Annotated in this window: 14 protein-coding genes and 2 rRNA genes; 11 read left to right on the top strand and 5 right to left on the bottom strand. The window is 72.6% G+C overall.

Translation table 11 applies throughout. The annotated features are described in order from the left end of the window. Both GA0070560_RS21950 and rrf read left to right on the top strand, forming a co-directional pair. Positions 1–94, top strand: a 23S ribosomal RNA gene (locus GA0070560_RS21950); the annotation flags it as partial. Positions 95–177: 83 nt separating this feature from the next. Next, a 5S ribosomal RNA gene (rrf, locus tag GA0070560_RS21945) occupies positions 178–294 on the top strand. A gap of 216 nt (positions 295–510) precedes the next feature. Here rrf and GA0070560_RS21940 read toward each other — a convergent pair. Beyond that, positions 511–1,194 (bottom strand): hypothetical protein, encoded by a 684-nt coding sequence (locus GA0070560_RS21940; RefSeq protein WP_091300965.1) that lies wholly within the window; start codon positions 1,192–1,194, stop codon positions 511–513. Positions 1,195–1,263: 69 nt separating this feature from the next. On the opposite strand from GA0070560_RS21940, the gene GA0070560_RS21935 reads away from it, so the two are divergent. From GA0070560_RS21935 to GA0070560_RS21925, 3 genes are read left to right on the top strand one after another with little or no spacing between them, the layout of a single operon-like run. After that, the gene (locus tag GA0070560_RS21935) at positions 1,264–3,888 is read left to right on the top strand and encodes a valine--tRNA ligase (protein ID WP_091300963.1); all 2,625 of its coding nucleotides are present in this window, start codon (positions 1,264–1,266) and stop codon (positions 3,886–3,888) included. After that, positions 3,885–5,219: a bifunctional folylpolyglutamate synthase/dihydrofolate synthase gene (locus tag GA0070560_RS21930; protein WP_091300961.1), complete on the top strand. Its 1,335-nt coding sequence runs from the start codon at positions 3,885–3,887 to the stop codon at positions 5,217–5,219. Before GA0070560_RS21935 ends, GA0070560_RS21930 begins: the two co-directional genes overlap by 4 nt. After that, the gene (locus tag GA0070560_RS21925; RefSeq protein WP_091300959.1) at positions 5,216–5,671 is read left to right on the top strand and encodes a DUF4233 domain-containing protein; all 456 of its coding nucleotides are present in this window, start codon (positions 5,216–5,218) and stop codon (positions 5,669–5,671) included. Before GA0070560_RS21930 ends, GA0070560_RS21925 begins: the two co-directional genes overlap by 4 nt. Positions 5,672–5,680: 9 nt before the next feature. Here the strand turns inward: GA0070560_RS21925 and GA0070560_RS21920 are convergent, their stop codons facing one another. Beyond that, positions 5,681–6,958: a VOC family protein gene (locus tag GA0070560_RS21920; RefSeq protein WP_091300957.1), complete on the bottom strand. Its 1,278-nt coding sequence runs from the start codon at positions 6,956–6,958 to the stop codon at positions 5,681–5,683. Positions 6,959–7,100: 142 nt separating this feature from the next. On the opposite strand from GA0070560_RS21920, the gene ndk reads away from it, so the two are divergent. Next, a complete protein-coding gene (ndk, locus tag GA0070560_RS21915) occupies positions 7,101–7,526 on the top strand; it encodes a nucleoside-diphosphate kinase (RefSeq protein ID WP_091300955.1) in 426 nt (141 codons plus the stop codon). 55 nt (positions 7,527–7,581) lie between these two features. Here ndk and GA0070560_RS21910 read toward each other — a convergent pair whose 3' ends face one another. After that, a complete protein-coding gene (locus GA0070560_RS21910; RefSeq protein ID WP_139131564.1) occupies positions 7,582–8,169 on the bottom strand; it encodes a hypothetical protein in 588 nt (195 codons plus the stop codon). Positions 8,170–8,486: 317 nt separating this feature from the next. Continuing rightward, a complete protein-coding gene (locus GA0070560_RS21905; RefSeq protein ID WP_091300952.1) occupies positions 8,487–8,927 on the bottom strand; it encodes a carboxymuconolactone decarboxylase family protein in 441 nt (146 codons plus the stop codon). 322 nt (positions 8,928–9,249) lie between these two features. Between GA0070560_RS21905 and GA0070560_RS21900 the strand changes: the two genes are divergently transcribed. From GA0070560_RS21900 to GA0070560_RS21890, 3 genes are all read left to right on the top strand, one after another. After that, positions 9,250–10,797, top strand: a complete 1,548-nt coding sequence (locus GA0070560_RS21900; protein WP_091300949.1) for an alkaline phosphatase D family protein — start codon at positions 9,250–9,252, stop codon at positions 10,795–10,797. Positions 10,798–11,159: 362 nt separating this feature from the next. Further along, positions 11,160–14,351: an isoleucine--tRNA ligase gene (ileS, locus tag GA0070560_RS21895; RefSeq protein ID WP_091300947.1), complete on the top strand. Its 3,192-nt coding sequence runs from the start codon at positions 11,160–11,162 to the stop codon at positions 14,349–14,351. Between the two features lie 136 nt (positions 14,352–14,487). Next, a complete protein-coding gene (locus GA0070560_RS21890) occupies positions 14,488–15,180 on the top strand; it encodes a lysophospholipid acyltransferase family protein (protein WP_091300944.1) in 693 nt (230 codons plus the stop codon). Positions 15,181–15,234: 54 nt separating this feature from the next. On the opposite strand, the gene GA0070560_RS29580 is transcribed toward GA0070560_RS21890, so the two are convergent. Further along, complete coding sequence (locus GA0070560_RS29580) at positions 15,235–16,896, bottom strand: hypothetical protein (protein ID WP_091300942.1); 1,662 nt, start codon at positions 16,894–16,896, stop codon at positions 15,235–15,237. Between the two features lie 160 nt (positions 16,897–17,056). Here GA0070560_RS29580 and GA0070560_RS21880 point away from each other — a divergent pair, with 160 nt between their 5' ends. Further along, a complete protein-coding gene (locus GA0070560_RS21880; RefSeq protein ID WP_091300940.1) occupies positions 17,057–19,096 on the top strand; it encodes a TIGR03960 family B12-binding radical SAM protein in 2,040 nt (679 codons plus the stop codon). Positions 19,097–19,293: 197 nt separating this feature from the next. Then, positions 19,294–20,013 (top strand): TIGR03936 family radical SAM-associated protein, encoded by a 720-nt coding sequence (locus tag GA0070560_RS21875; RefSeq protein ID WP_091300938.1) that lies wholly within the window; start codon positions 19,294–19,296, stop codon positions 20,011–20,013. Positions 20,014–20,132 lie beyond the last annotated feature (119 nt).

Here is a 20,132-nt window from a genome sequence, read left to right as displayed (position 1 = left end):
GGCCCCCAGCTAGACGACTGGGTTGATAGGCCGGAAATGTAAGCCCGGTAACGGGTTCAGTTGACCGGTACTAATAGGCCGAGGACTTGACTACCAAGCTGCTACGCGTCCACTGTGCAACTCCCGACAAACGAACAACACACCATGTGGTGGTGTTGTTTGATATGTCGATAGAGTTACGGCGGTCATGGCGGAGGGGAAACGCCCGGTCACATTCCGAACCCGGAAGCTAAGCCCTCCAGCGCCGATGGTACTGCACTCGGGAGGGTGTGGGAGAGTAGGACACCGCCGGACATCTTTTCAGTCAGGGTCACCCCTTCGAAGGGGTGACCCTGACTGCATTTCAGGGACCCGATCCTGACAGCGCGCAGATTCCGATCCGGATCAAGGCCATGTCGTGGTAGCCGATCGCAGATCAGCCAACTCTTCGGGCTGTGCGACGGTGACCGGCCGGAGCAACGGCGGCGTACCCGAGGAGGGGCCGTGGTGGCCGCGGCCCGGGCGGGCGGTTCAGTCCCGGGTCTGGATGGTCTCGCGGATCTCGCGGAACAGCCGGGCGGCGTCGTCGACAGGGCGGTTGGGGAACATCGCCATCGCCACGCTGCCGTGGTCGGCCCAGCCGCAGATCGCGAAGTCGCCACCGTCGCCGCGGGTCGTCCCGCACTTCATCACGCCGCCGAACCGGCCGGCGGGCACCTCGCGAAGGCCGGCCACCCGGCCCGTCTCGTCGGCCATGAGCCCGAAGAGGCTGTCCAGGTCACGCTCCGGCTGCCACAGCACCGTGGTGCCGCCGAAGACCAGTGCCGGCCGGTCCTCGTCCGCCGGGTCGCGGTAGACCGAGCCGAAGCCGCGGTCCAGGTCGATGTCGGCGGCGAAACCGTCGCGCAGGTACTCGGCGGTGCTGCGGGCCCGGTCCGAGTCGTCGCGGACGAGCCCGGCGACGGTGTCCGGGGTGCTCAGCCGGGTGTCCTTCTGCTCCATGATCCGCCAGCCGGCCGTGCCGAGGGCGGCGGCGCCGGCGAGACCCACCGTGAGCGCCACAGCCAGGGCGATCCGCCGGCGGCGCGACGACCGGGGTCGCGTCTCCTGGTCGGCCGCCGGGTCGTGGTTGCTCAGACGGATCGGCTCGTCGGTCAGGTCGACCGGGTCGGGCCCCTCGATGAGCTCACGCTCGCTGAGATGTGCGTCGGACATGTCCGCCACCGTACGCGAATGACAGGTGGCGCACGTCAGGTCCGCGGAAGCGCTCCGTAGACTTTCAGGGTGACCGAGAGACTGGATGCCCGACGCCCCGACGCCCCGACCCTTGCCGGCCAGTACCAACCCGGCGAGGTAGAGCAGCGACGGTACGAGCAGTGGGTAGCCGCCGGCCACTTCCGGGCGTCGGCGGAGAGCGACAAGCCCCCCTTCGCCATCGTCATCCCGCCGCCCAACGTCACCGGCTCCCTGCACATGGGGCACGCGCTGGACCACACCGTCCAGGACGCGCTGATCCGGCGCAAGCGGATGCAGGGCTACGAGGCGCTCTGGCTGCCCGGCATGGACCACGCCGGCATCGCCACCCAGAACGTCGTCGAGCGGCAGCTCGCCGGCCAGGGGCTGTCCCGGCACGACCTCGGCCGGGAGAAGTTCGTCGAGCGGGTCTGGCAGTGGAAGGGCGAGTCCGGCGGCGCGATCCTCGGCCAGATGCGCCGCCTCGGCGACTCCGTCGACTGGGACCGCGAGCGCTTCACCATGGACGAGGGCCTGTCCCGCGCCGTGCAGACCATGTTCAAGAAGCTCTACGACGACGGGCTGATCTACCGGGCCAACCGGATCATCAACTGGTGCCCGCGCTGCCTCACCGCCCTGTCCGACATCGAGGTGGAGCACACCGACGACGAGGGTGAGCTGATCTCGATCCGGTACAGCGACGTCGTCGTCGTCGCCACCACCCGGGCCGAGACGATGCTCGGGGACACCGCGGTCGCCGTGCACCCCGACGACGAGCGGTACCGGCACCTGATCGGCACCGAGGTCGCCGTCCCGCTGACCGACCGGCGGATCCCGATCGTCGCCGACGAGCACGTCGACCCGGCGTTCGGCACCGGCATGGTCAAGGTGACCCCGGCGCACGACCCGAACGACTTCGAGATCGGCCAGCGGCACGACCTGCCGTCCCTGACGATCATGGACGAGCGCGGTGTCATCACCGCGCACGGCCCGTTCCAGGGCCTGGACCGGTACGAGGCCCGCCCGGCGATCGTCGCCGCGCTGCGCGAGCAGGGCCGGATCGTGGCCGAGAAGCGGCCGTACGTGCACGCGGTCGGGCACTGCTCGCGCTGCCGTACGACGGTGGAGCCACGGCTGTCGTTGCAGTGGTTCGTCAACACCACCCCGCTGGCCAAGGCGGCCGGCGACGCGGTCCGCGACGGCCGGGTGAAGATCGAGCCGGCGGAGCTGGCCAAGCGCTATTTCGCCTGGGTCGACAACATGCACGACTGGTGCATCTCCCGCCAGCTCTGGTGGGGGCACCGCATCCCGGTCTGGTACGGCCCGAACGACGAGATCGTCTGCGTCGGACCTGACGAAGAACCGCCGAGCAGCTCGGATGACGGTCAGGACTGGCGTCAGGACGAGGACGTCCTGGACACCTGGTTCTCCAGCGGCCTGTGGCCGTTCTCCACCCTGGGCTGGCCCGAGCAGACCCCCGACCTGGCGAAGTTCTACCCGACCAGCGTGCTGGTCACCGGGTACGACATCCTTTTCTTCTGGGTCGCCCGGATGATGATGTTCGGCCTGTACGCGATGGACGGCAAGCAGCCGTTCGACACGGTGGCCCTGCACGGCATGGTCCGCGACCAGCACGGCAAGAAGATGTCGAAGTCGTTCGGCAACGTGGTCGACCCGCTGGACTGGATCGACCGGTACGGCGCCGACGCCACCCGGTTCACCCTGGCCCGCGGCGCGAACCCCGGCGGGGACGTGCCGGTCAGCGAGGACTGGTGCCAGGGCTCCCGCAACTTCTGCAACAAGCTCTGGAACGCCACCCGGTTCGCGCTGCTCAACGGCGCGCACACCGACGGGCCGCTGCCGACGGACCTCTCCACGGTCGACCGGTGGATCCTGTCCCGGCTGGCGCACGTCACCGGCGAGGTGGACGAGCAGTTCGAGGCGTACGAGTTCGCGAAGGTCTGCGACCTGCTCTACCACTTCGCCTGGGACGACGTCTGCGACTGGTACGTGGAGCTGAGCAAGCCGGTGCTCGCCGAGGGCGGCCCGGCGGCCGAGGCCACCCGGCGGGTGCTCGGGCACGTGCTGGACCAGCTGCTGCGGCTGCTGCACCCGGTCATCCCGTTCGTCACCGAGGAGCTGTGGACCGCCCTCACCGGCGGGGAGACGATCATGACGGCCGCCTGGCCGGTCGCCGACCGTGGCGGGGTCGACGACGCCGCCGAGCGGGAGATCGGCACCGTCCAGCGGGTGGTGACCGAGATCCGGCGGTTCCGCTCCGACCAGGGCCTGCGGCCGACCCAGCGGGTCGCCGCCCGGCTCGACGGGCTGGCCGTGGCCGGCGTCGCGGCCCACGAGCGGCTGATCCGCTCCCTGGTCCGGCTCGACGCCCCCGGCGACGACTTCCAGGCCAGCGCCACCCTCGCCATGCCCGGCGAAGTCTCCGTCGAGCTCGACACCCGGGGTTCGATCGACGTTGCGGCCGAGCGGGCCCGGCTGACTAAGGACCGCGCCGCCGCCGAGAAGGAGGCCGCGCAGGCCCGCGCGAAGCTGGACAACCCGGCCTTCGTGGGCAAGGCCCCCGAACCGGTGGTCGCCAAGATCCGCGAACGGCTGGCGGTGGCCGAGGCGGACCTGCTCCGGATCGACGCCGCTCTGGAGGCGCTGCCCTCGTGACCGACCGTACCGATTTCGCCGCCGTCGACGCCGAGCTGGCCGCGCGGGGCTTCACCCGCATGGTGTTCGAGCTGGACCGCATCGAGTCCCTGCTCGACCTGCTCGGCAGCCCGCAGCGGGCGTACCCGTCGATCCACCTGACCGGGACCAACGGCAAGACCTCGACCGCCCGGATGATCGACTCGCTGCTGCGGGCCTTCGGCCTGCACACCGGCCGCTACACCAGCCCGCACCTGGAGTCGGTCCGGGAACGGATCAGCCTGGACGGGGAGCCGGTCAGCGAGGAGCGCTTCGTCACCATGTACCGCGAGGTGGCACCGCTGGCCGAGCTGGTCGACCAGCGCTCGTCCGAGCCGCTGACCTACTTCGACATGACCACGGCGCTGGCGTTCGCCACCTTCGCCGACGCGCCCGTCGACGTGGCGGTGGTCGAGGTGGGGCTCGGCGGCGCCGAGGACGCCACCAACGTGCTCCAGGCCGGGGTGGCGGTGCTGACCCCGATCGGGCTCGACCACACCGAGTGGCTGGGCGACACCCTGGAGGACATCGCCCTGCACAAGGCGGGCATCATCCACAAGGGCGCGACCGTGATCGCGGCGGCGCAGGAGGAGGAGGCCGCCCGGCCGGTCCTCGAGCGGTGCGCGGAGGTCGGCGCGACCGTCGCCCGGGAGGGTTCCGAGTTCGGCGTGCTGCGCCGGGCCGTCGCCGTCGGCGGCCAGGTGCTGACCATCCAGGGCCTCGGCGGGGTGTACGAGGAGATCTTCATCCCGCTGCACGGGGCGCACCAGGCGCAGAACGCGGCGGTGGCGCTGGCCGCCGTCGAGGCGTTCCTCGGGGCGGGGGCGCGGCGGCAGCTCGACATCGAGGCGGTCCGCGAGGGCTTCGCCGCGGCCACCTCACCCGGCCGGCTGGAGAAGGTGCGCACCGCGCCGACGGTCCTGCTCGACGGGGCGCACAACCCGCACGGGATGAGCGCCACCGTCACCGCCCTGCAGGAGGAGTTCGCGTTCAGCAAGCTGGTCGGGGTGCTCGCCGTACTGGCCGACAAGGACGCCGCCAGCCTGCTGGAGCTGCTGGAGCCGGTGCTCGACTCGATCGTGGTGACCCGTAACAGCTCGCCCCGGGCGATGCCCACCGACGAGTTGGCCGAGCTGGCCCGGGAGGTCTTCGGACCGGAGCGGGTGCAGGTCACCGAGGAACTGCCGGATGCGATCGAGGCGGCCGTCGCCGAGGCCGAGTCGGACGTCCCGGGCGAGCTGGCCGGGGTGGGCGTACTGATCACCGGCTCGGTGGTGACCGTGGCCGACGCCCGGCGACTGTTCAAGCGATGACCGGCCCGGCGCAGGAGGGCTCCGACACCGGGCCCGCAGGCCGGGGGCCGGGCCCGCAGGCCGGGCCGGAGCAGGCCGTCGCCGAGCAGACCGGTGGTGCGCAGCCGGGGCGGCGACGGTCCGGGCTGCGCAACCCGGAGAAGGCGGTCCGGGGCCTCGGCGCCGGGACGCTGGCCCTGGAGGCGGTGGTGCTGCTGCTCGCCATCCAGCCGATCCGGGTGGTCGGCGGGGAACTCGGCGGGGGCGCCGTCGTGGCGATCGTGACGCTCGCCGTCGCCTGCGTGGTGCTGGCCGGCCAGATGAGGCGGTCCTGGGCGTGGCACGGCGGCACCGTGCTCCAGGGCCTGCTGATGCTCGCCGGCCTGCTGCACTGGTCGCTGCTGGTGCTGGGGATCATCTTCGCCCTGGTGTGGGCGTACGCGCTGCACGTCCGCCGGGTCATCCTCAGCTGACCCGGGCGGTCAGGCCTCGGCGCGCTCCCGCCACTGGGTCAGGGCGATGCCGTGGCCGTCCGGGTCGCGGAAGGCGGCCGCCCGGACCTCCAGCCGGCTGCCCCGGTTGACCACCCGGGGCGCGTAGGTGAACTTCACGCCGGAGTCCCTGAGCCGGCGGTAGGCCGCGTCGATGTCGTCCACCTCCAGGTTGACGTGCACCAGGCGGCGGCTGATCGGGGCGGCCTCGGTGATCTCCCGCAGCACCAGGCGGGTGCTGCCGGAGGCGAGTACCGCGTTGCCGGAACCCCGGTCGACCTCGGTGAAGCCGAGCGACCGGTAGAAGTCGAGCGAGCGGGACAGGTCGGTGACCAGGAGGGTCAGGCCGACGCCGCTGATCGGGGCACTGTCGTCGTCGGCGTCCGCGACGGTCTCCGGGTCGTAGCCGAAGATGGCCTCGTCCAACTCGTCCGGGCTGATCCGGTCGGTCGGCTGTGGGTCGTCCAACGGGACGTCGATCGGGTCGACCGGTGCCGCGTCGGAGCGCTCCTCGGCGGGCGGGCGCGGCGCGGGGGTCGCCCGGCGGGGCAGCGTCCCGGCCGGTGGCTGCTCGACGACGATGCCCTCCAGGACGACGGGGCCGCCGCCGGGACGCTGGTGCACCACCACGGGCTCCCGCTCCTCGGTGAGCACCGGGTCGCCGACCGGGTCGGCCGGCGGGTCGGCCGGCGGGTCGCGGAAGTCGTCGCGCAGGTCGTCGTGGAAGTCGTCGTCGGCGCTGCGGCCGGCCCACGGCGGGGCCTCCTGGGCGATCAGCACCTCCTCGACAGGCTCGGCGTCGGCGTACTCGGGTGGCAGGTCGGCCGTGGCGGCGGTCTCGGAGTGGGTGGGCACCTCGTCCCAGAGGACCCGGATGTGCCGCTGGTCGTCCAGGGCCACCCGGATCGGCAGGGCCTGGCCCAGCGACGGCCACTTCGCCACCGGCACCCGCGGCTCGATGATCTTCTTGGAGCGGGGCGGCAGGCCCGGCGCGTCGATCACCAGTTGCAGCTCGCACCGGCCGAAGGCGTACTGGGTGGGAGGTTCGGAGGCGCTGTGCACGTGCCCGACCCCGATCACCCAGGTGCGTCCGCCGCCGCGCACGGTGGCCAGGGCGACGGCCAGCACCAGCAGGGCCACGCCGAGGGCCACGATCGCCCAGCTCGTCATGCCGAGACCGAACAGCACGACGAACGTCGCCACGGTGCCGAGCACCGCGGCGATCAGCCTGCGGACCGGCGCGATGGGTCGGTTCCCGCCATTCGCCACAGTGGACCTCCCAGGGGTCAGGGCCAGGCTAGGCCGGATCGGCAGCCGAGGGAAGGCGCAGCCGCCGCGCCGACGCCGGGACCGGGTCGCTAGGCTGACCGTACCCAGCCTGACCGTCTTCCGCGCACAGGAGGAACCCAGCGTGTCCAGCAGCAGCCCGGACGAGCGCACGCTCGTACTGATCAAGCCGGACGCGGTCCGCCGCGGTCTGGTCGGCGAGATCATCTCTCGATTCGAGCGCAAGGGCCTGCGGATCGACGCCATGCAGACGCGGACACTGGACGGTGACTTCGCCGACCAGCACTACGCCGAGCACGTGGACAAGCCGTTCTATCCGCCGCTGAAGGCGTTCATGACGGGTGGGCCGCTGGTGGCGCTGGTGCTCTCGGGCGACCAGGTGATCGAGGTCGTGCGCGCCATGATCGGCGCGACGGACGGCCGGAAGGCCGCCGCCGGCACCATCCGCGGCGATCTTTCCCTGTCCAACCGGGAGAACCTGGTGCACGCCTCGGACTCCACCGACAGCGCCAAGCGCGAGATCGTGCTCTGGTTCCCCGAGCTGGGCTGAATCGTCCCGGTCGACCGGCGGGTCCGTGCGGCCGCCGGTCGACCGTTTTCCCGGGTCAGCCGGTGACCGACGGGGTGGGCCGTGGCGCGAGCGTGTCCAGTTCCTCGACGGTCCGCTCCGCCATCGCCAGCGCCCGGCTGCGGGCCTCCGCCGTTGTCTTCCGCCCCTCGCCGGGGCGGCCGGGGCGGGCGCAGAGCACGGACGCCTCGATGAGGTACCCGCGGTGGCGGGTGATCACCCGTACGTGCCCGAGCAGGGGATAGGTGGCACCCGCGTCGAGTTTCTCGGCGTCGACGCTGACGGTGGCCACCATCGCGGTGCCGCCGCCGACCCGCGCCGTGCCGCTGGCGGACCGGTACCCGATCGCGCCCGGGCCGGGCACGTCGACCATGTGCACGGAACCGCCGGTGCACTTCTGCGCCCGCAGCGCGTCGAAGTAGCGCTCCACCCGCTCCGGCCCGCCCGTGGCGTCCGGTCGTACCGCGGCGACGCGTAGTTCGCCGAGGGCCTCGGCCCGCTGCCCGCCCGAGCGGTACGCCGCCGGTCGGGTCTTGGCGACGACGGAGAAGAAGGACCTGACCTCGACCGGGGTGCCGTAGCCGCCGTTGAGCGGTCGCGGTGTGTCGCAGAGCGTCATCTGCACCACCGAAGTGGAGTCCGGCCGGTACGCGGGGCGCGGTCACCTCCTTGACCGTGCCCAGCCCGGCCGCGGCGCGGCGGACCGCGCCGGCGAGCGCCTCGCCGTCGTGTTCCGGGGCCGGCTCCGCCGACCGGCTCGGGGACGGGCCGGCGGTGGCCGTCGCTGTGGACGACCGGTTCGGGCCGCAGCCGGCGAGCGTGAGAGCCACCACCAGGGCTGCAGAGATCGATCGGGAACGCACGCGCTTCCTCCCCCGTCGGCGTGTCCGCAAGCGACTCTAGGACATCCCGCGGGAGAGGAAGGCCCCGTGTGACGGATGGTCAGCCCTCCGCCGGAGGCTCCGTGCGGCAGGTGACCGCGATCCGGTTCCACACGTTGATGGTGGCAACGGCCGTCACCAGGTCGGCCAGCTCCTTCTCCGACCAGACCTTCGCGGCGGCGTCCCAGACGTCGTCCGGCACGCCGTGCTCGCCGAGCCGGGTGACCGCGTCAGTCAGCGCCAGCGCGGTGCGCTCCCGCTCGTCGAAGAAGGGCGCCTCGCGCCACGTCGACACCGCGAACAGCCGCCGGCTCGACTCGCCGGCGGCGAGCGCGTCACGGCTGTGCATGTCGACGCAGTACGCGCAGCCGTTGAGCATCGACGCCCGCAGCTTCACCAGCTCCAGCACGCCGTGCTCGACGTTCGCCCGGACGTAGCGCTCCAGCCCCAGCACTGCCTGGAACGCCTCCGGCGCCACCTCGGCGATGTTCATCCGCTGCATGACAACCTCCCTGTTCGGCTCGGACAGGAAGCAGACGGGGCGGCGGCGGCCGGCGTGACGACCCGGGGCTGTGACGGAGGTCATGGGGGACCCGCCGAGGGGCGGGGCGGGAACGGGCCGGGCAGCTCCCCGTGTCGACTGTGTCGACGCTGCGGACAGCTCCCCGCTCCCGCCCCCGGCCCCGGTGGGCTGGTCCTCGGCCGGTTCGACAGGCGTCGCCGGCTCCGTCAGCCGCTGTTGGGGCGCCGGCCACCTCACCCGGCGACGGCGGTCATGTCCGCCCGGTAGACCGACCTGGATGGTCCGCGAACCGGGAGGAACGATGACTGAACTCGACAGGCGTACCCTGCTGCGCGCCGGCCTGATCGCCGGAGCGGGAGCGGCCGGCGGCGCGCTGCTCGGTGGCGGCGCGTCCGCCGCCCCCGCCTGGCGGCCCGCCGGCCGGCCGGTGCTCACCCACGGGGTGCAGAGCGGCGACGTCACCGCCGACTCGGCGCTGGTCTGGACCCGCGCCGACCGGCCCGGCCGGATGTACGTGGAGCTGAGCCGACGCCCCGACCTGCGCGGGGCGCGGGTGCTGCGCGGGCCGGTGCTCGACCCCTCCGGTGACTTCACCGGCCGGCTCCGGCTGCGCGGGCTGCCCTCCGCAGAGCGGCTGCACTACCGGGTGCGGGTGGAGAGCCTGGACCGGCACGGGCTGCTCAGCGAGCCGCTACGGGGCTCCTTCGCCACCGCCCCCGGCCGGCACGAGCGGCGGGACGTCCGGTTCGTGTGGACCGGGGACATCGCCGGGCAGGGCTGGGGGATCGCGCCCGACTTCGGCGGCATGAGCATCTTCCGGTCGATGCGGGCGGTGCGGCCCGACTTCTTCCTGTGCAGCGGCGACACCGTCTACGCGGACGGACCGCTGAGCGAGACGGTGACGCTGCCCGACGGCCGGACCTGGCGCAACCTGGTCACCCCGGAGAAGGCGAAGGTCGCCGAGACGCTGACCGAGTACCGGGGGCAGTTCGCGTACAACCTGCTCGACGAGCACCTGCGGGCGTTCGTCGCCCAGGTGCCGCAGGTCAACCAGTGGGACGACCACGAGGTCACCAACAACTGGTACCCGGGGGAGGTCCTCACCGACGCCCGCTACAGCGAGCGCCGGGTCGACGTGCTCGCCGCCCGCGCCCGGCAGGCGTTCGGGGAGTGGCTGCCGGTCCCGGCGGACGGGCCGCTGTACCGGCGGCTGTCGTACGGGCCGCTGCTGGACGTGTTCGTGCTGGACATGCGGACGTACAAGGACCCGAACGACGGCAACACCTACGCCGACCCGTCGCGCGGCCTGCTCGGCCGTGACCAGCGGGAGTGGCTGGTCCGGGAGCTGACCCGGTCCCGGGCGACGTGGAAGGTGATCGCCGCCGACATGCCGATCGGCCTGGTGGTGCCGGACGGGCCGGCCGCGCAGGAGGGCGTGGCGCAGGGCGACCCGGGCGCGCCGGCCGGACGCGAGCTGGAGTTCGCCGAGGTGCTGCGGGCCACCCACCGTGCCGGCGTCACCGGGATCGTCTTCCTCACCGCCGACGTGCACTACACCGCGGCGCACCACTACGACCCGGCGCGGGCGGCCGTCGGTGACTTCACCCCGTTCTGGGAGTTCGTCTCCGGCCCGGCGCACGCCGGCGCCTTCGGCCCGAACCGGCTGGACGGCACGTTCGGCCCGCAGGCCGTCTTCGTGCACGCGCCCCCGCGCGCCAACACCTCTCCGGCCGAGGGCTTCCAGCACTTCGGCGAGGTGAGCATCGACGCCGCCTCCGGTGCCTTCACCGTCCACCTGCGCGACCGTGACGGCGCGTCGCTGTGGAGCACCACCCTCCCCGCCCCCTGACCGCTCGCCGCCGGTCCCGGGGTCGTTCCGGGACCGGCGGCGAACCCAGGGGCGGACCGGGACGATCCGCACACCCGTTACTCGGCGGCGATCTCCCGGTCGGGTCGGGTAGCCTTGAGCACCGTAAGGCGATGACCCGGCCATCACCGGTGAGCCTCCGGAAGAACAGCCGGGTGACCGGCCCAGTAGAACCGGACGGGTCCGGCCCGTCACAGCCGGCCAACGAGCGGGCGGTCGATCCTGACCGCCAAGCGGGGTGGTACCGCGGGCCTGCCCCGGGGCGCCGGTGACGGCGTACCGGAAAAGGGCTCGTCCTCGCAGACCCACGACACCGTGAGAGCTGCTGAGGAGAGCGACCCCCGATGGCCTATCCGTTGCACGACCCGACCGCCGCCGGTGTCCCGGCGAGCCCGGACCTGCCCGCGGTCGAGCGCCGGGTGCTGGAGCACTGGACGGCCGACAAGACCTTCGAGGCCAGCGTCGAGGCCAGGCCGGCCTCCGGCCGGCGACCGGAGACCACGGACTCCGCCGACGGCGGAGTCGCGGGCGACGCCGACAACGAGTACGTCTTCTACGACGGCCCGCCGTTCGCCAACGGCCTGCCGCACTACGGCCACCTCTTCACCGGCTACGTCAAGGACGTGGTGCCGCGCTACCAGACCATGCGCGGCCGGCGGGTGGAGCGGCGTTTCGGCTGGGACTGCCACGGCCTGCCCGCCGAGGTGGTCGCCGAGAAGCAGCTCGGCATCACCAGCAAGGCGGAGATCCTCGATCTCGGCGTGGCCCGGTTCAACGAGGCCTGCCGCACCTCGGTGCTGGAGTTCACCCAGGACTGGGAGCGGTACGTCACCCGGCAGGCCCGCTGGGTCGACTTCGCCAACGACTACAAGACCCTCGACCTGGACTACATGGAAAGCGTCATGTGGGCCTTCAAGACCCTGCACGACAAGGGTCTGGTCTACGAGGGCTTCCGGGTGCTGGCGTACTGCTGGCGCTGCGAGACGCCGCTGTCGAACACCGAGACCCGGATGGACGACGTCTACCGGGACCGGCACGACCCCACCCTGTCGGTGTGGTTCGGGCTGACCCCGGACGACACCGCGCCGGAGCTGGTCCGGGGCCCGGTGCAGCTGGGCGTCTGGACCACCACGCCGTGGACCCTGCCGTCGAACCTGGCGCTCGCCGTCGGCCCGGACATCGAGTACGCCGTGCTGGAGCGCGACGGCTCGCGGTACGTGGTGGGCGCGGCGCGGCTGGCCGCGTACGCCAAGGAGCTGGAGGGCTACGAGCAGGTCGGTACGGTGTACGGCCGGGACCTGGTCGGACGCCGCTACACGCCGCTCTACGACTTCCTGGTCGAGCAGGCCGGGGAGAACGCGTACCAGGTGCTCGGCGCGGAGTTCGTCACCACCGAGGACGGCACCGGGATCGTCCACCTGGCCCCGGCCTTCGGTGAGGACGACCAGAACGTCTGCAACGCGGCCGGCATCCCGACCGTGGTGACCGTCGACGACCACACCCGGTTCACCGCGCTGGTCCCGCCGTACCAGGGTGAGCAGGTCTTCGACGTCAACAAGCCGGTGATCCGGGAGCTCAAGGAGCGGGGGGTGGTGCTCAAGCAGGACACCTACACCCACTCGTACCCGCACTGCTGGCGCTGCGACACCCCGCTGGTCTACAAGGCGGTCTCCTCCTGGTTCGTCGCGGTGACGCAGTTCAAGGACCGGATGGTCGAGCTGAACCAGCAGATCAACTGGACCCCGGGGCACATCAAGGACGGCTCGTTCGGCAAGTGGCTGGCCAACGCCCGGGACTGGTCGATCAGCCGGAACCGGTTCTGGGGCTCGCCGATCCCGGTGTGGAAGTCCGACGACCCGAACCACCCCCGGGTCGACGTGTACGGCTCGCTGGCCGACATCGAGCGGGACTTCGGCGTACGCCTGACCGACCTGCACCGGCCGGCGGTGGACGACCTGGTCCGCCCCAACCCGGACGACCCGACCGGCAGGTCGATGATGCGTCGGGTGCCGGAGGTGCTGGACTGCTGGTTCGAGTCCGGTTCGATGCCGTTCGCCCAGGTGCACTACCCGTTCGAGAACCGCGACTGGTTCGAGCACCACTACCCGGGCGACTTCATCGTCGAATACATCGGACAGACCCGCGGCTGGTTCTACACCATGCACGTGCTGGCCACCGCGCTGTTCGACCGGCCGGCGTTCCGCAACTGCCTCAGCCACGGCATCCTGCTCGGCTCCGACGGGCGCAAGATGTCCAAGAGCCTGCGCAACTACCCGGACGTGTACCACGTCTTCGACGCGTACGGCTCGGACGCGATGCGCTGGATGCTGATGTCGTCGCCGGTGCTGCGCGGTGGCGACATGCCGGTGACCGAGGCGGGCATCCGGGACGCGGTGCGTCAGGTGCTGCTGCCGCTCTGGAACGTCTGGTACTTCTTCTCGCTCTACGCCAACGCGGACGGCCACACCGCCCGCCGCCGTACCGACTCGACGCACCTGCTCGACCGGTACGTGCTGGCGAAGACGCGCGAACTGGTCGAGACGGTCGGCGCTCAGATGGAGGCGTACGACATCTCCGGCGCCTGCGCCAGCATCCGGTCCTACCTGGACGCGCTGACCAACTGGTACGTGCGCCGCTCCCGGGACCGGTTCTGGTCCGGCGACGCCGAGGCGTTCGACACGCTGTGGACGGTGCTGGAGACGCTCTGCCGGGTGCTGGCGCCGCTGGCGCCGCTGACCGCGGAGGAGATCTGGCGCGGCCTCACCGGCGAGCGGTCGGTGCACCTGACCGACTGGCCGTCCGCCGAGGAGTTCCCCGCCGACCACGACCTCGTCGCGGCGATGGACGCGGTGCGCGACGTCTGCTCGGCGGCGCTGTCGCTGCGCAAGGCGAAGGGGCTGCGGGTGCGGCTGCCGCTGTCGACGCTGACCGTGGCCTCGCCGGTCGCGGCGACGCTGCGTCCCTTCGCCGACCTGGTCGCCGACGAGGTCAACGTGAAGGCGGTGGAGTTCTCCGAGCAGGTGCAGACCTACTGCCAGCAGGTGCTGACCGTGGTGCCCCGCGCGCTCGGCCCCCGGGTCGGCAAGCAGGTGCAGCAGGTCATCAAGGCGGTCAAGGCGGGGGAGTGGGAGCTGGTCGACGGCGCCCCGGTCGCCGCCGGGGTCACCCTCGCCGAGGGTGAGTACGAGCTGCGCCTGGTCGCCGCCGACGCCGAGCACTCCGCGCCGCTGCCCGGCGGCGAGGGCGTGGTCGTGCTGGACACCGAGGTCACCCCGGAGCTGGCCGCCGAAGGGCTGGCCCGGGACGTGGTCCGGGTGGTGCAGCAGGCCCGCCGGGACGCCGACCTGGACGTCTCGGACCGGATCGTGGTGGCGCTGTCGGGCTCCGAGGAGGTCCGGGCCGCCGTGTCGGCGTACCGCGACTTCGTGGCCCGGGAGGTGCTGGCCGACACCGTCGACTTCGTCGAGGGCCTCGACGGCTTCGCCGGCGAGGTCGGTGAGGGCGAGCGGGTGACGGTAACCGTCCGGCGGGTATGACCTGCTGAGTTCCGGTGGTCCGGTGGCGTCCGCGCCGCCGGACCACCTGCTGCGATCCCGCGCCACCGGATGGGTAGGGGGCGCACGCGTCCGCTACCGTGACACCGCCTGTTCACGTACGACCGCCGGAGGACCAGTGCCCCTGCTCTACACCATCGGCAAGCTCACCGTGGCGCCCGCGCTCCGGTTGGCCTTCCGCCCGACCGTGGAGGGGTTGGAGCACATCCCGGCGACCGGGGGCGCGATCTTCGCCGGCAACCACCTCTCCGTCGCCGACGAGCTCTTCCTCGGCACGGTGGTCCCCCGGCACCTGGCCTTCTGGGCCAAGTCGGAGTACTTCAAGGGCACCGGCCCCAAGGGGGCCTTCTCCAAGTTCGTCCTCACCGGCCTGGGCGCGATCCCGGTCGAGCGGGCCGGCGGGCGGGCGGCGCTGTCCGCGTTCGACGCCGCCATTCCCGCGTTGAAGGGCGGCGATCTGGTCGCCGTGTACCCGGAGGGGACCCGCTCCCCGGACGGGCGGCTCTACCGGGGGCGTACCGGGGCGGCCCGGCTGGCGGTGGCGGCCGGCGTGCCGATCATCCCGGTCGGCATGATCGGCACCGATCGGGCCCAGCCGATCGGCGCGCGGGTGCCCCGACCGGGCCGGGCGAAGATCATCGTCCGGTTCGGCAAACCGTTGGACTTCACCGGCCGGCCGGACGACCGCACCTCGCTGCGGGCGATGACCGACGAACTGATGGCCGAGATCCAGAAGCTCACCGGCCAGGAGTACGTCCCCCGCTACGCGCCGAAGCGCGGCGAGCCCACTCCCGGCGAATCGCCCGCCTGACCCTTCCAGCCCATTCTCCCACCCCCCGGTCGGGGTGGACGTGGGTGCGGCCGGTCAGCCTTGGCTCGGGGTGATGATCTGGCCGCGCAGGGTGTCCAGCAGTCGGGCGCTGTCGTCGACCGAGAGCCGGGTGAACACGGCCGTGGTGATGCTGCCGTGGTCGACGGAGGTGCAGACCACCACGTCGGTGCCGTCCGAGCGACCCGTCGCGCAGCGGGCGTGCCGACCGCGTACGCCGGTGTCCACCGGCTCCGGGGTGCCCAGCCGGTACGTGTCGGTCAGTCGGGTCATCTCGTCGTCGGCGTCCGACTCCGGGCTGATCCGGAAGCCGGTCGCGCCGAACACCGTCACCCGTTTGCCGTCGCCGGTGCCGTAGACCCCGGCGAAGACCTCCTCGGAGATCAGGTGCGCCTCGCGTACCTCGGCTTCGAGGCGCTTCGCGGTCGCCGTACTGCGGGTGTCGTCGCGCAGCGTCAGGTCGGCCACCTGGCCGGGCAGCGCGGCGTCGACCGGGTACTGCTCCCACATCGGCTTGCCGAACCAGGCCGGGCAGCCGCAGCAGCAGGCCAGGCTGAGCAGCAGCACCCAGGGCCAGCGCCGCCGCTTGCGCACCGGCACCGGGACGTACCCCCTGGGGGCCTGCCATCCCGGCGGGGGCGTCACCGGCTCCGGACGGCGACCCCGGCGCTGCTTCGGTGGCCGGGTCACCGGCGGCGGGGGAGGGGGCGGCGCCGGCCGGGGCGGCGGAGAGACCGGCAACGGCGGCGGGGAGACCGGACGGGCCACCGGCGGGGCCGGGTACGGGTGTGCCGGTGGTGGCGCGGCCCGATGGGGCCCGGCCGGGTGGTGCGGCGGAGGCGGCGGCGACACCGGGTGGTGCGGCGCGGGCGGCGGTGTGGCCTGGTGGTGCGGCGTGGCCTGGTAGGGGCGGGTGGCCGGCGGTGCCGGATAGGACAGCGTCGGCGGCAGCGGTGGGACCGGGTGGTGATGGTCCAGGTCCCAGGAGCCGGTGTCCGCGCCCGCCCACGGGTCCACCGGGGCGCGATGCTCGGGCAGTTCGGTCGGGGCCGGCGGCGGGACGGGTGTGGGCTCGGCCGACTCGCCCCAGCCACGTCGACGCGGCGGTGGGGGCGGCACCGGGGCCGAGCCGCTCCAGCGCGGCGCCGGCGGCGGCTCGGGATCGACCCGGGTGCCGTCCGGGACGGCTTCGACGCGGGTGGGCGCGGGCGCGGCCGGGGAGTCGGGTTCGACGCGGGTGGGTTCCAGGGCGGCGGGCGGGACGGCGACGTCGACGCGGGTGGGCGCGGGCGCGGCCGGGGAGACGGGTTCGACGCGGGTGGGCTCGGCCGGGGTGGGCTCGGCGGCGGTCGGCTCGTCCGTGCCGGGTTCGGTCGCCGGACGTGCCCCGACGCCGGAAGCGGCGTCACCGGCCGGTCCCGCGCCGGCCGCCTCGGCGGGACGGCCCGGTTCCGGGTCGACGGGCCCGCCGACCGGCTCAGTGGGCCCTGGCGTGTCCGGCCGCACGTCGGCCGGCCGCGTGGCCCCGGCCCGGTCGGTGGGCAGCTCACGGGTGCCTTCCGGGCCCGTGCGGGGCCCGGCCTGCGGGGGTACGGGAGAGGGCGTCGGCTCGTCGGCGACGGCCGGTTCCCGGCCCGGGTCGGTGGCCGGCGTGCTTCCCTCGGCCGGCCGGTCCGGACCCGGCTGCGGCTGCGGCATCGCGGCAATCTCCTCTCGCGCCGGTCCGAGGTTAGTACCGGCGTGCCAACGTCCGCGATCCGCGTCCCGCCCGGCCGGCCGTCGGATCCGGCACCCCGCCCCGACGGGGCCGCCCGGTGCGCCGTGGTCCCCGGCCGGCGAACGCGTACCCTTGGGCATCATGAGTGCCCCGTCCACGACGCCGCGCCCCGCCGCGGCCAATTCTGGCGACGGCTCCAGCTCGGCGCGTCTGTCGCCCCGCCGCGACCTGGAGCCGTCGATCTGGCCCCAGCTGGAGCCGCTGCTGCCCCAGGTGACCAAGCCCATCCAGTACGTCGGTGGCGAGCTGGGCGCGGTGGTCAAGGACTGGGACGCGGCGACCGTGCGTTGGGCGCTGATGTATCCCGACGCGTACGAGGTGGGCCTGCCCAACCAGGGCGTCCAGATCCTCTACGAGGTGCTCAACGAGCTGCCCGACGTGCTCGCCGAGCGGACGTACGCGGTCTGGCCGGACCTGGAGAAGCTGATGCGCGCCCACGGCGTGCCGCAGTTCACCGTCGACGCGCACCGCTCGGTGCGCGACTTCGACGTGTTCGGTGTCTCGTTCTCCACCGAGCTGGGCTACACCAACCTGCTCACCGCGATCGACCTGGCCGGCATCCCGATGCTCGCCGCCGACCGTACCGACGCCGACCCGGTGATCGTGGCCGGCGGTCACGCCGCGTTCAACCCGGAGCCGATCGCCGACTTCGTCGACGCCGCCGTGCTCGGCGACGGCGAGGAGGCGGTCCTGGAGATCACCACGATCGTCCGGGAGTGGAAGGCCGAGGGCTCGCCCGGCGGCCGGGACGAGCTGCTGCTGCGGCTGGCCCGCACCGAGAGCGTCTACGTGCCGCGCTTCTACGACGTGGACTACCTGCCCGACGGCCGGATCCAGCGGGTCGTGCCGAACCGCCCGGACGTGCCGTTCCGGGTGCACAAGCGCACGACGATGGACCTGGACGCCTGGCCGTACCCGAAGAAGCCGCTGGTGCCGCTGGCCGAGACGGTGCACGAGCGGTACGCGGTGGAGATCTTCCGTGGCTGCACCCGGGGCTGCCGGTTCTGCCAGGCCGGCATGATCACCCGCCCGGTGCGGGAGCGCTCGATCACCACCGTCGGCCAGATGGTGCAGCAGGGGCTGGAGTTCTCCGGTTTCCACGAGGTGGGTCTGCTGTCGCTGTCGTCGGCCGACCACTCGGAGATCGGCGACATGTGCTCGGGCCTCGCCCAGCAGTACGAGGGCACCAACGTCTCCCTGTCGTTGCCGTCGACCCGGGTGGACGCCTTCAACATCGACCTGGCGCAGGAGCTGTCCCGCAACGGGCGGCGCACCGGTCTGACCTTCGCCCCCGAGGGCGGGTCGGAGCGGATCCGCAAGGTGATCAACAAGATGGTGTCGAAGGAAGACCTCATCCGCACCGTCGTCACCGCGTACACCAACGGCTGGCGGCAGGTGAAGCTCTACTTCATGTGCGGCCTGCCCACCGAGACCGACTCCGACGTCCTCGAGATCGCGGACATGGCGCACGAGGTGATCCGGGCGGGCCGGGCCGCCACCGGTTCGAAGGACATCCGCTGCACGGTCTCCATCGGCGGTTTCGTGCCGAAGCCGCACACCCCGTTCCAGTGGGCGTCCATGGCGCGACCGGAGGTCATCGACGGCCGGCTCAAGCTGCTCAAGCAGGCGATCAACGCGGACCGTTCGCTGGGCCGGGCGATCGGCTTCCGGTACCACGACGGCGAGCCGTCGCTGATCGAGGGCCTGCTCAGCCGCGGTGACCGCCGGGTCGGCGCGGTGATCCGCAAGGTCTGGGAGAACGGTGGCCGCTTCGACGGCTGGAGCGAGCACTTCTCGTACCGCCGCTGGGTGGAGGCCGCCGACGAGGTGCTGCCGACGTTCGGTGTCGACCTCGACTGGTACACCACCCGGGAGCGCGACGAGCTGGAGGTCCTGCCCTGGGACCACCTCGACTCCGGCCTGGACAAGGACTGGCTCTGGCAGGACTGGCAGGACTCCCTCTCCGAGTACGAGCAGGACGACTGCCGCTGGACCCCGTGCTTCGACTGCGGCGTCTGCCCGTCGATGGACACCGAGATCCAGATCGGCCCGACCGGCCGGAAGCTGCTCCCGCTCACCCCGGTCAACGGCCTGAAGGTCCCCACCGGCGCCCAGCAGTGACCGTCCGGAGCGGGCGCGCCGCGCTTCTCCCGCGCGCCGCCCGCTCCGCCCGGTGATCATGAAGTTATCGTCTGCGGCACGGCGTGTCGCAGACGCCACCGTCATGATCAACCGGTGCCGACCGAACGAGGAGCACGACGATCAGTAAGAAACCACAGCCGGAGGGCGGGCAGGCGCCGGTCGTCCAGCGCGTCCGGATCCGGTACGCCAAGCGCGGGCCGTTGCGGTTCACCTCGCACCGGGACTTCGCCCGGGCCTTCGAGCGGGCGCTGCGGCGGGCCGGGGTGCCGATCGCCTTCTCCCAGGGCTTCACCCCACACCCCAAGATCTCGTACGCCAGCGCCGCCCCCACCGGCGTGGCCAGCGAGGCCGAGTACCTGGAGATCGGCCTGCGCGAGCCGGTCGACCCGGAGCAGTTGCGTGCCGCGCTGGACGCCGCGCTCTCGCCCGGCCTGGACGTGCTCGACGCGGTGGTCGCCGACGGCGGCAGCCTGGCCGACCGGATCGAGGCCTCGCACTGGCGGATCGAGCTGCCGGCGGTGGAGCCGGCCGCGCTGGAGCGCGCGGTGGCCGCCTTCACCGCCGCCGACGAGGTGTTGGTCGAGCGGATGACCAAGCAGGGCCGGCGCACCTTCGACGCCCGTGCCGCCGTCATGAGCATCGATGTGATCCGGTCGGCGGAGACGCCTTCCGGGGCCTCGGGCGTGTCGTGTGCGATACTCGAACTGGTCGTGCGGCAGGTCACCCCGTCCGTACGACCCGATGACGTCCTTTCCGGCCTCCGCGTGGTGGCCGACCTGGAGCCGCCGGTCTCGCCCAGGGTGAACCGGCTGGCGCAGGGCACGTTGACCGCGCAGGGCGCGATCGTGGATCCGTTGGACGCGGACCGCGACGGGGCATCCATCGGGGAACACTGACCGTCGGTCAGCGTTCCAGGCAGGCAGACTTCGGCGGTCGCGCACCTCGCGCGCCCGGCGGAAACACTTTTGCGGCAACCCTGCGTGGCAGCGCTCACCCGCGCCCGGGGCAGCCAGAA

The organism is Micromonospora halophytica, from assembly GCF_900090245.1.
Classification (GTDB): Bacteria; Actinomycetota; Actinomycetes; order Mycobacteriales; family Micromonosporaceae; genus Micromonospora; species Micromonospora halophytica.
This window is presented reverse-complemented; position numbering and strand designations above follow the sequence as displayed.

What these genes read in the sequence shown, in the direction of transcription:
- ileS (WP_091300947.1), top strand. Translation starts at nt 11,160, where the DNA reads ATGGCCTATCCGTTGCACGACCCGACCGCCGCCGGTGTCCCGGCGAGC.
- GA0070560_RS21940 (WP_091300965.1), bottom strand. Translation starts at nt 1,194, where the DNA reads ATGTCCGACGCACATCTCAGCGAGCGTGAGCTCATCGAGGGGCCCGAC.
- GA0070560_RS21925 (WP_091300959.1), top strand. Translation starts at nt 5,216, where the DNA reads ATGACCGGCCCGGCGCAGGAGGGCTCCGACACCGGGCCCGCAGGCCGG.
- GA0070560_RS29580 (WP_091300942.1), bottom strand. Translation starts at nt 16,896, where the DNA reads ATGCCGCAGCCGCAGCCGGGTCCGGACCGGCCGGCCGAGGGAAGCACG.
- GA0070560_RS21900 (WP_091300949.1), top strand. Translation starts at nt 9,250, where the DNA reads ATGACTGAACTCGACAGGCGTACCCTGCTGCGCGCCGGCCTGATCGCC.
- GA0070560_RS21905 (WP_091300952.1), bottom strand. Translation starts at nt 8,927, where the DNA reads ATGCAGCGGATGAACATCGCCGAGGTGGCGCCGGAGGCGTTCCAGGCA.
- GA0070560_RS21880 (WP_091300940.1), top strand. Translation starts at nt 17,057, where the DNA reads ATGAGTGCCCCGTCCACGACGCCGCGCCCCGCCGCGGCCAATTCTGGC.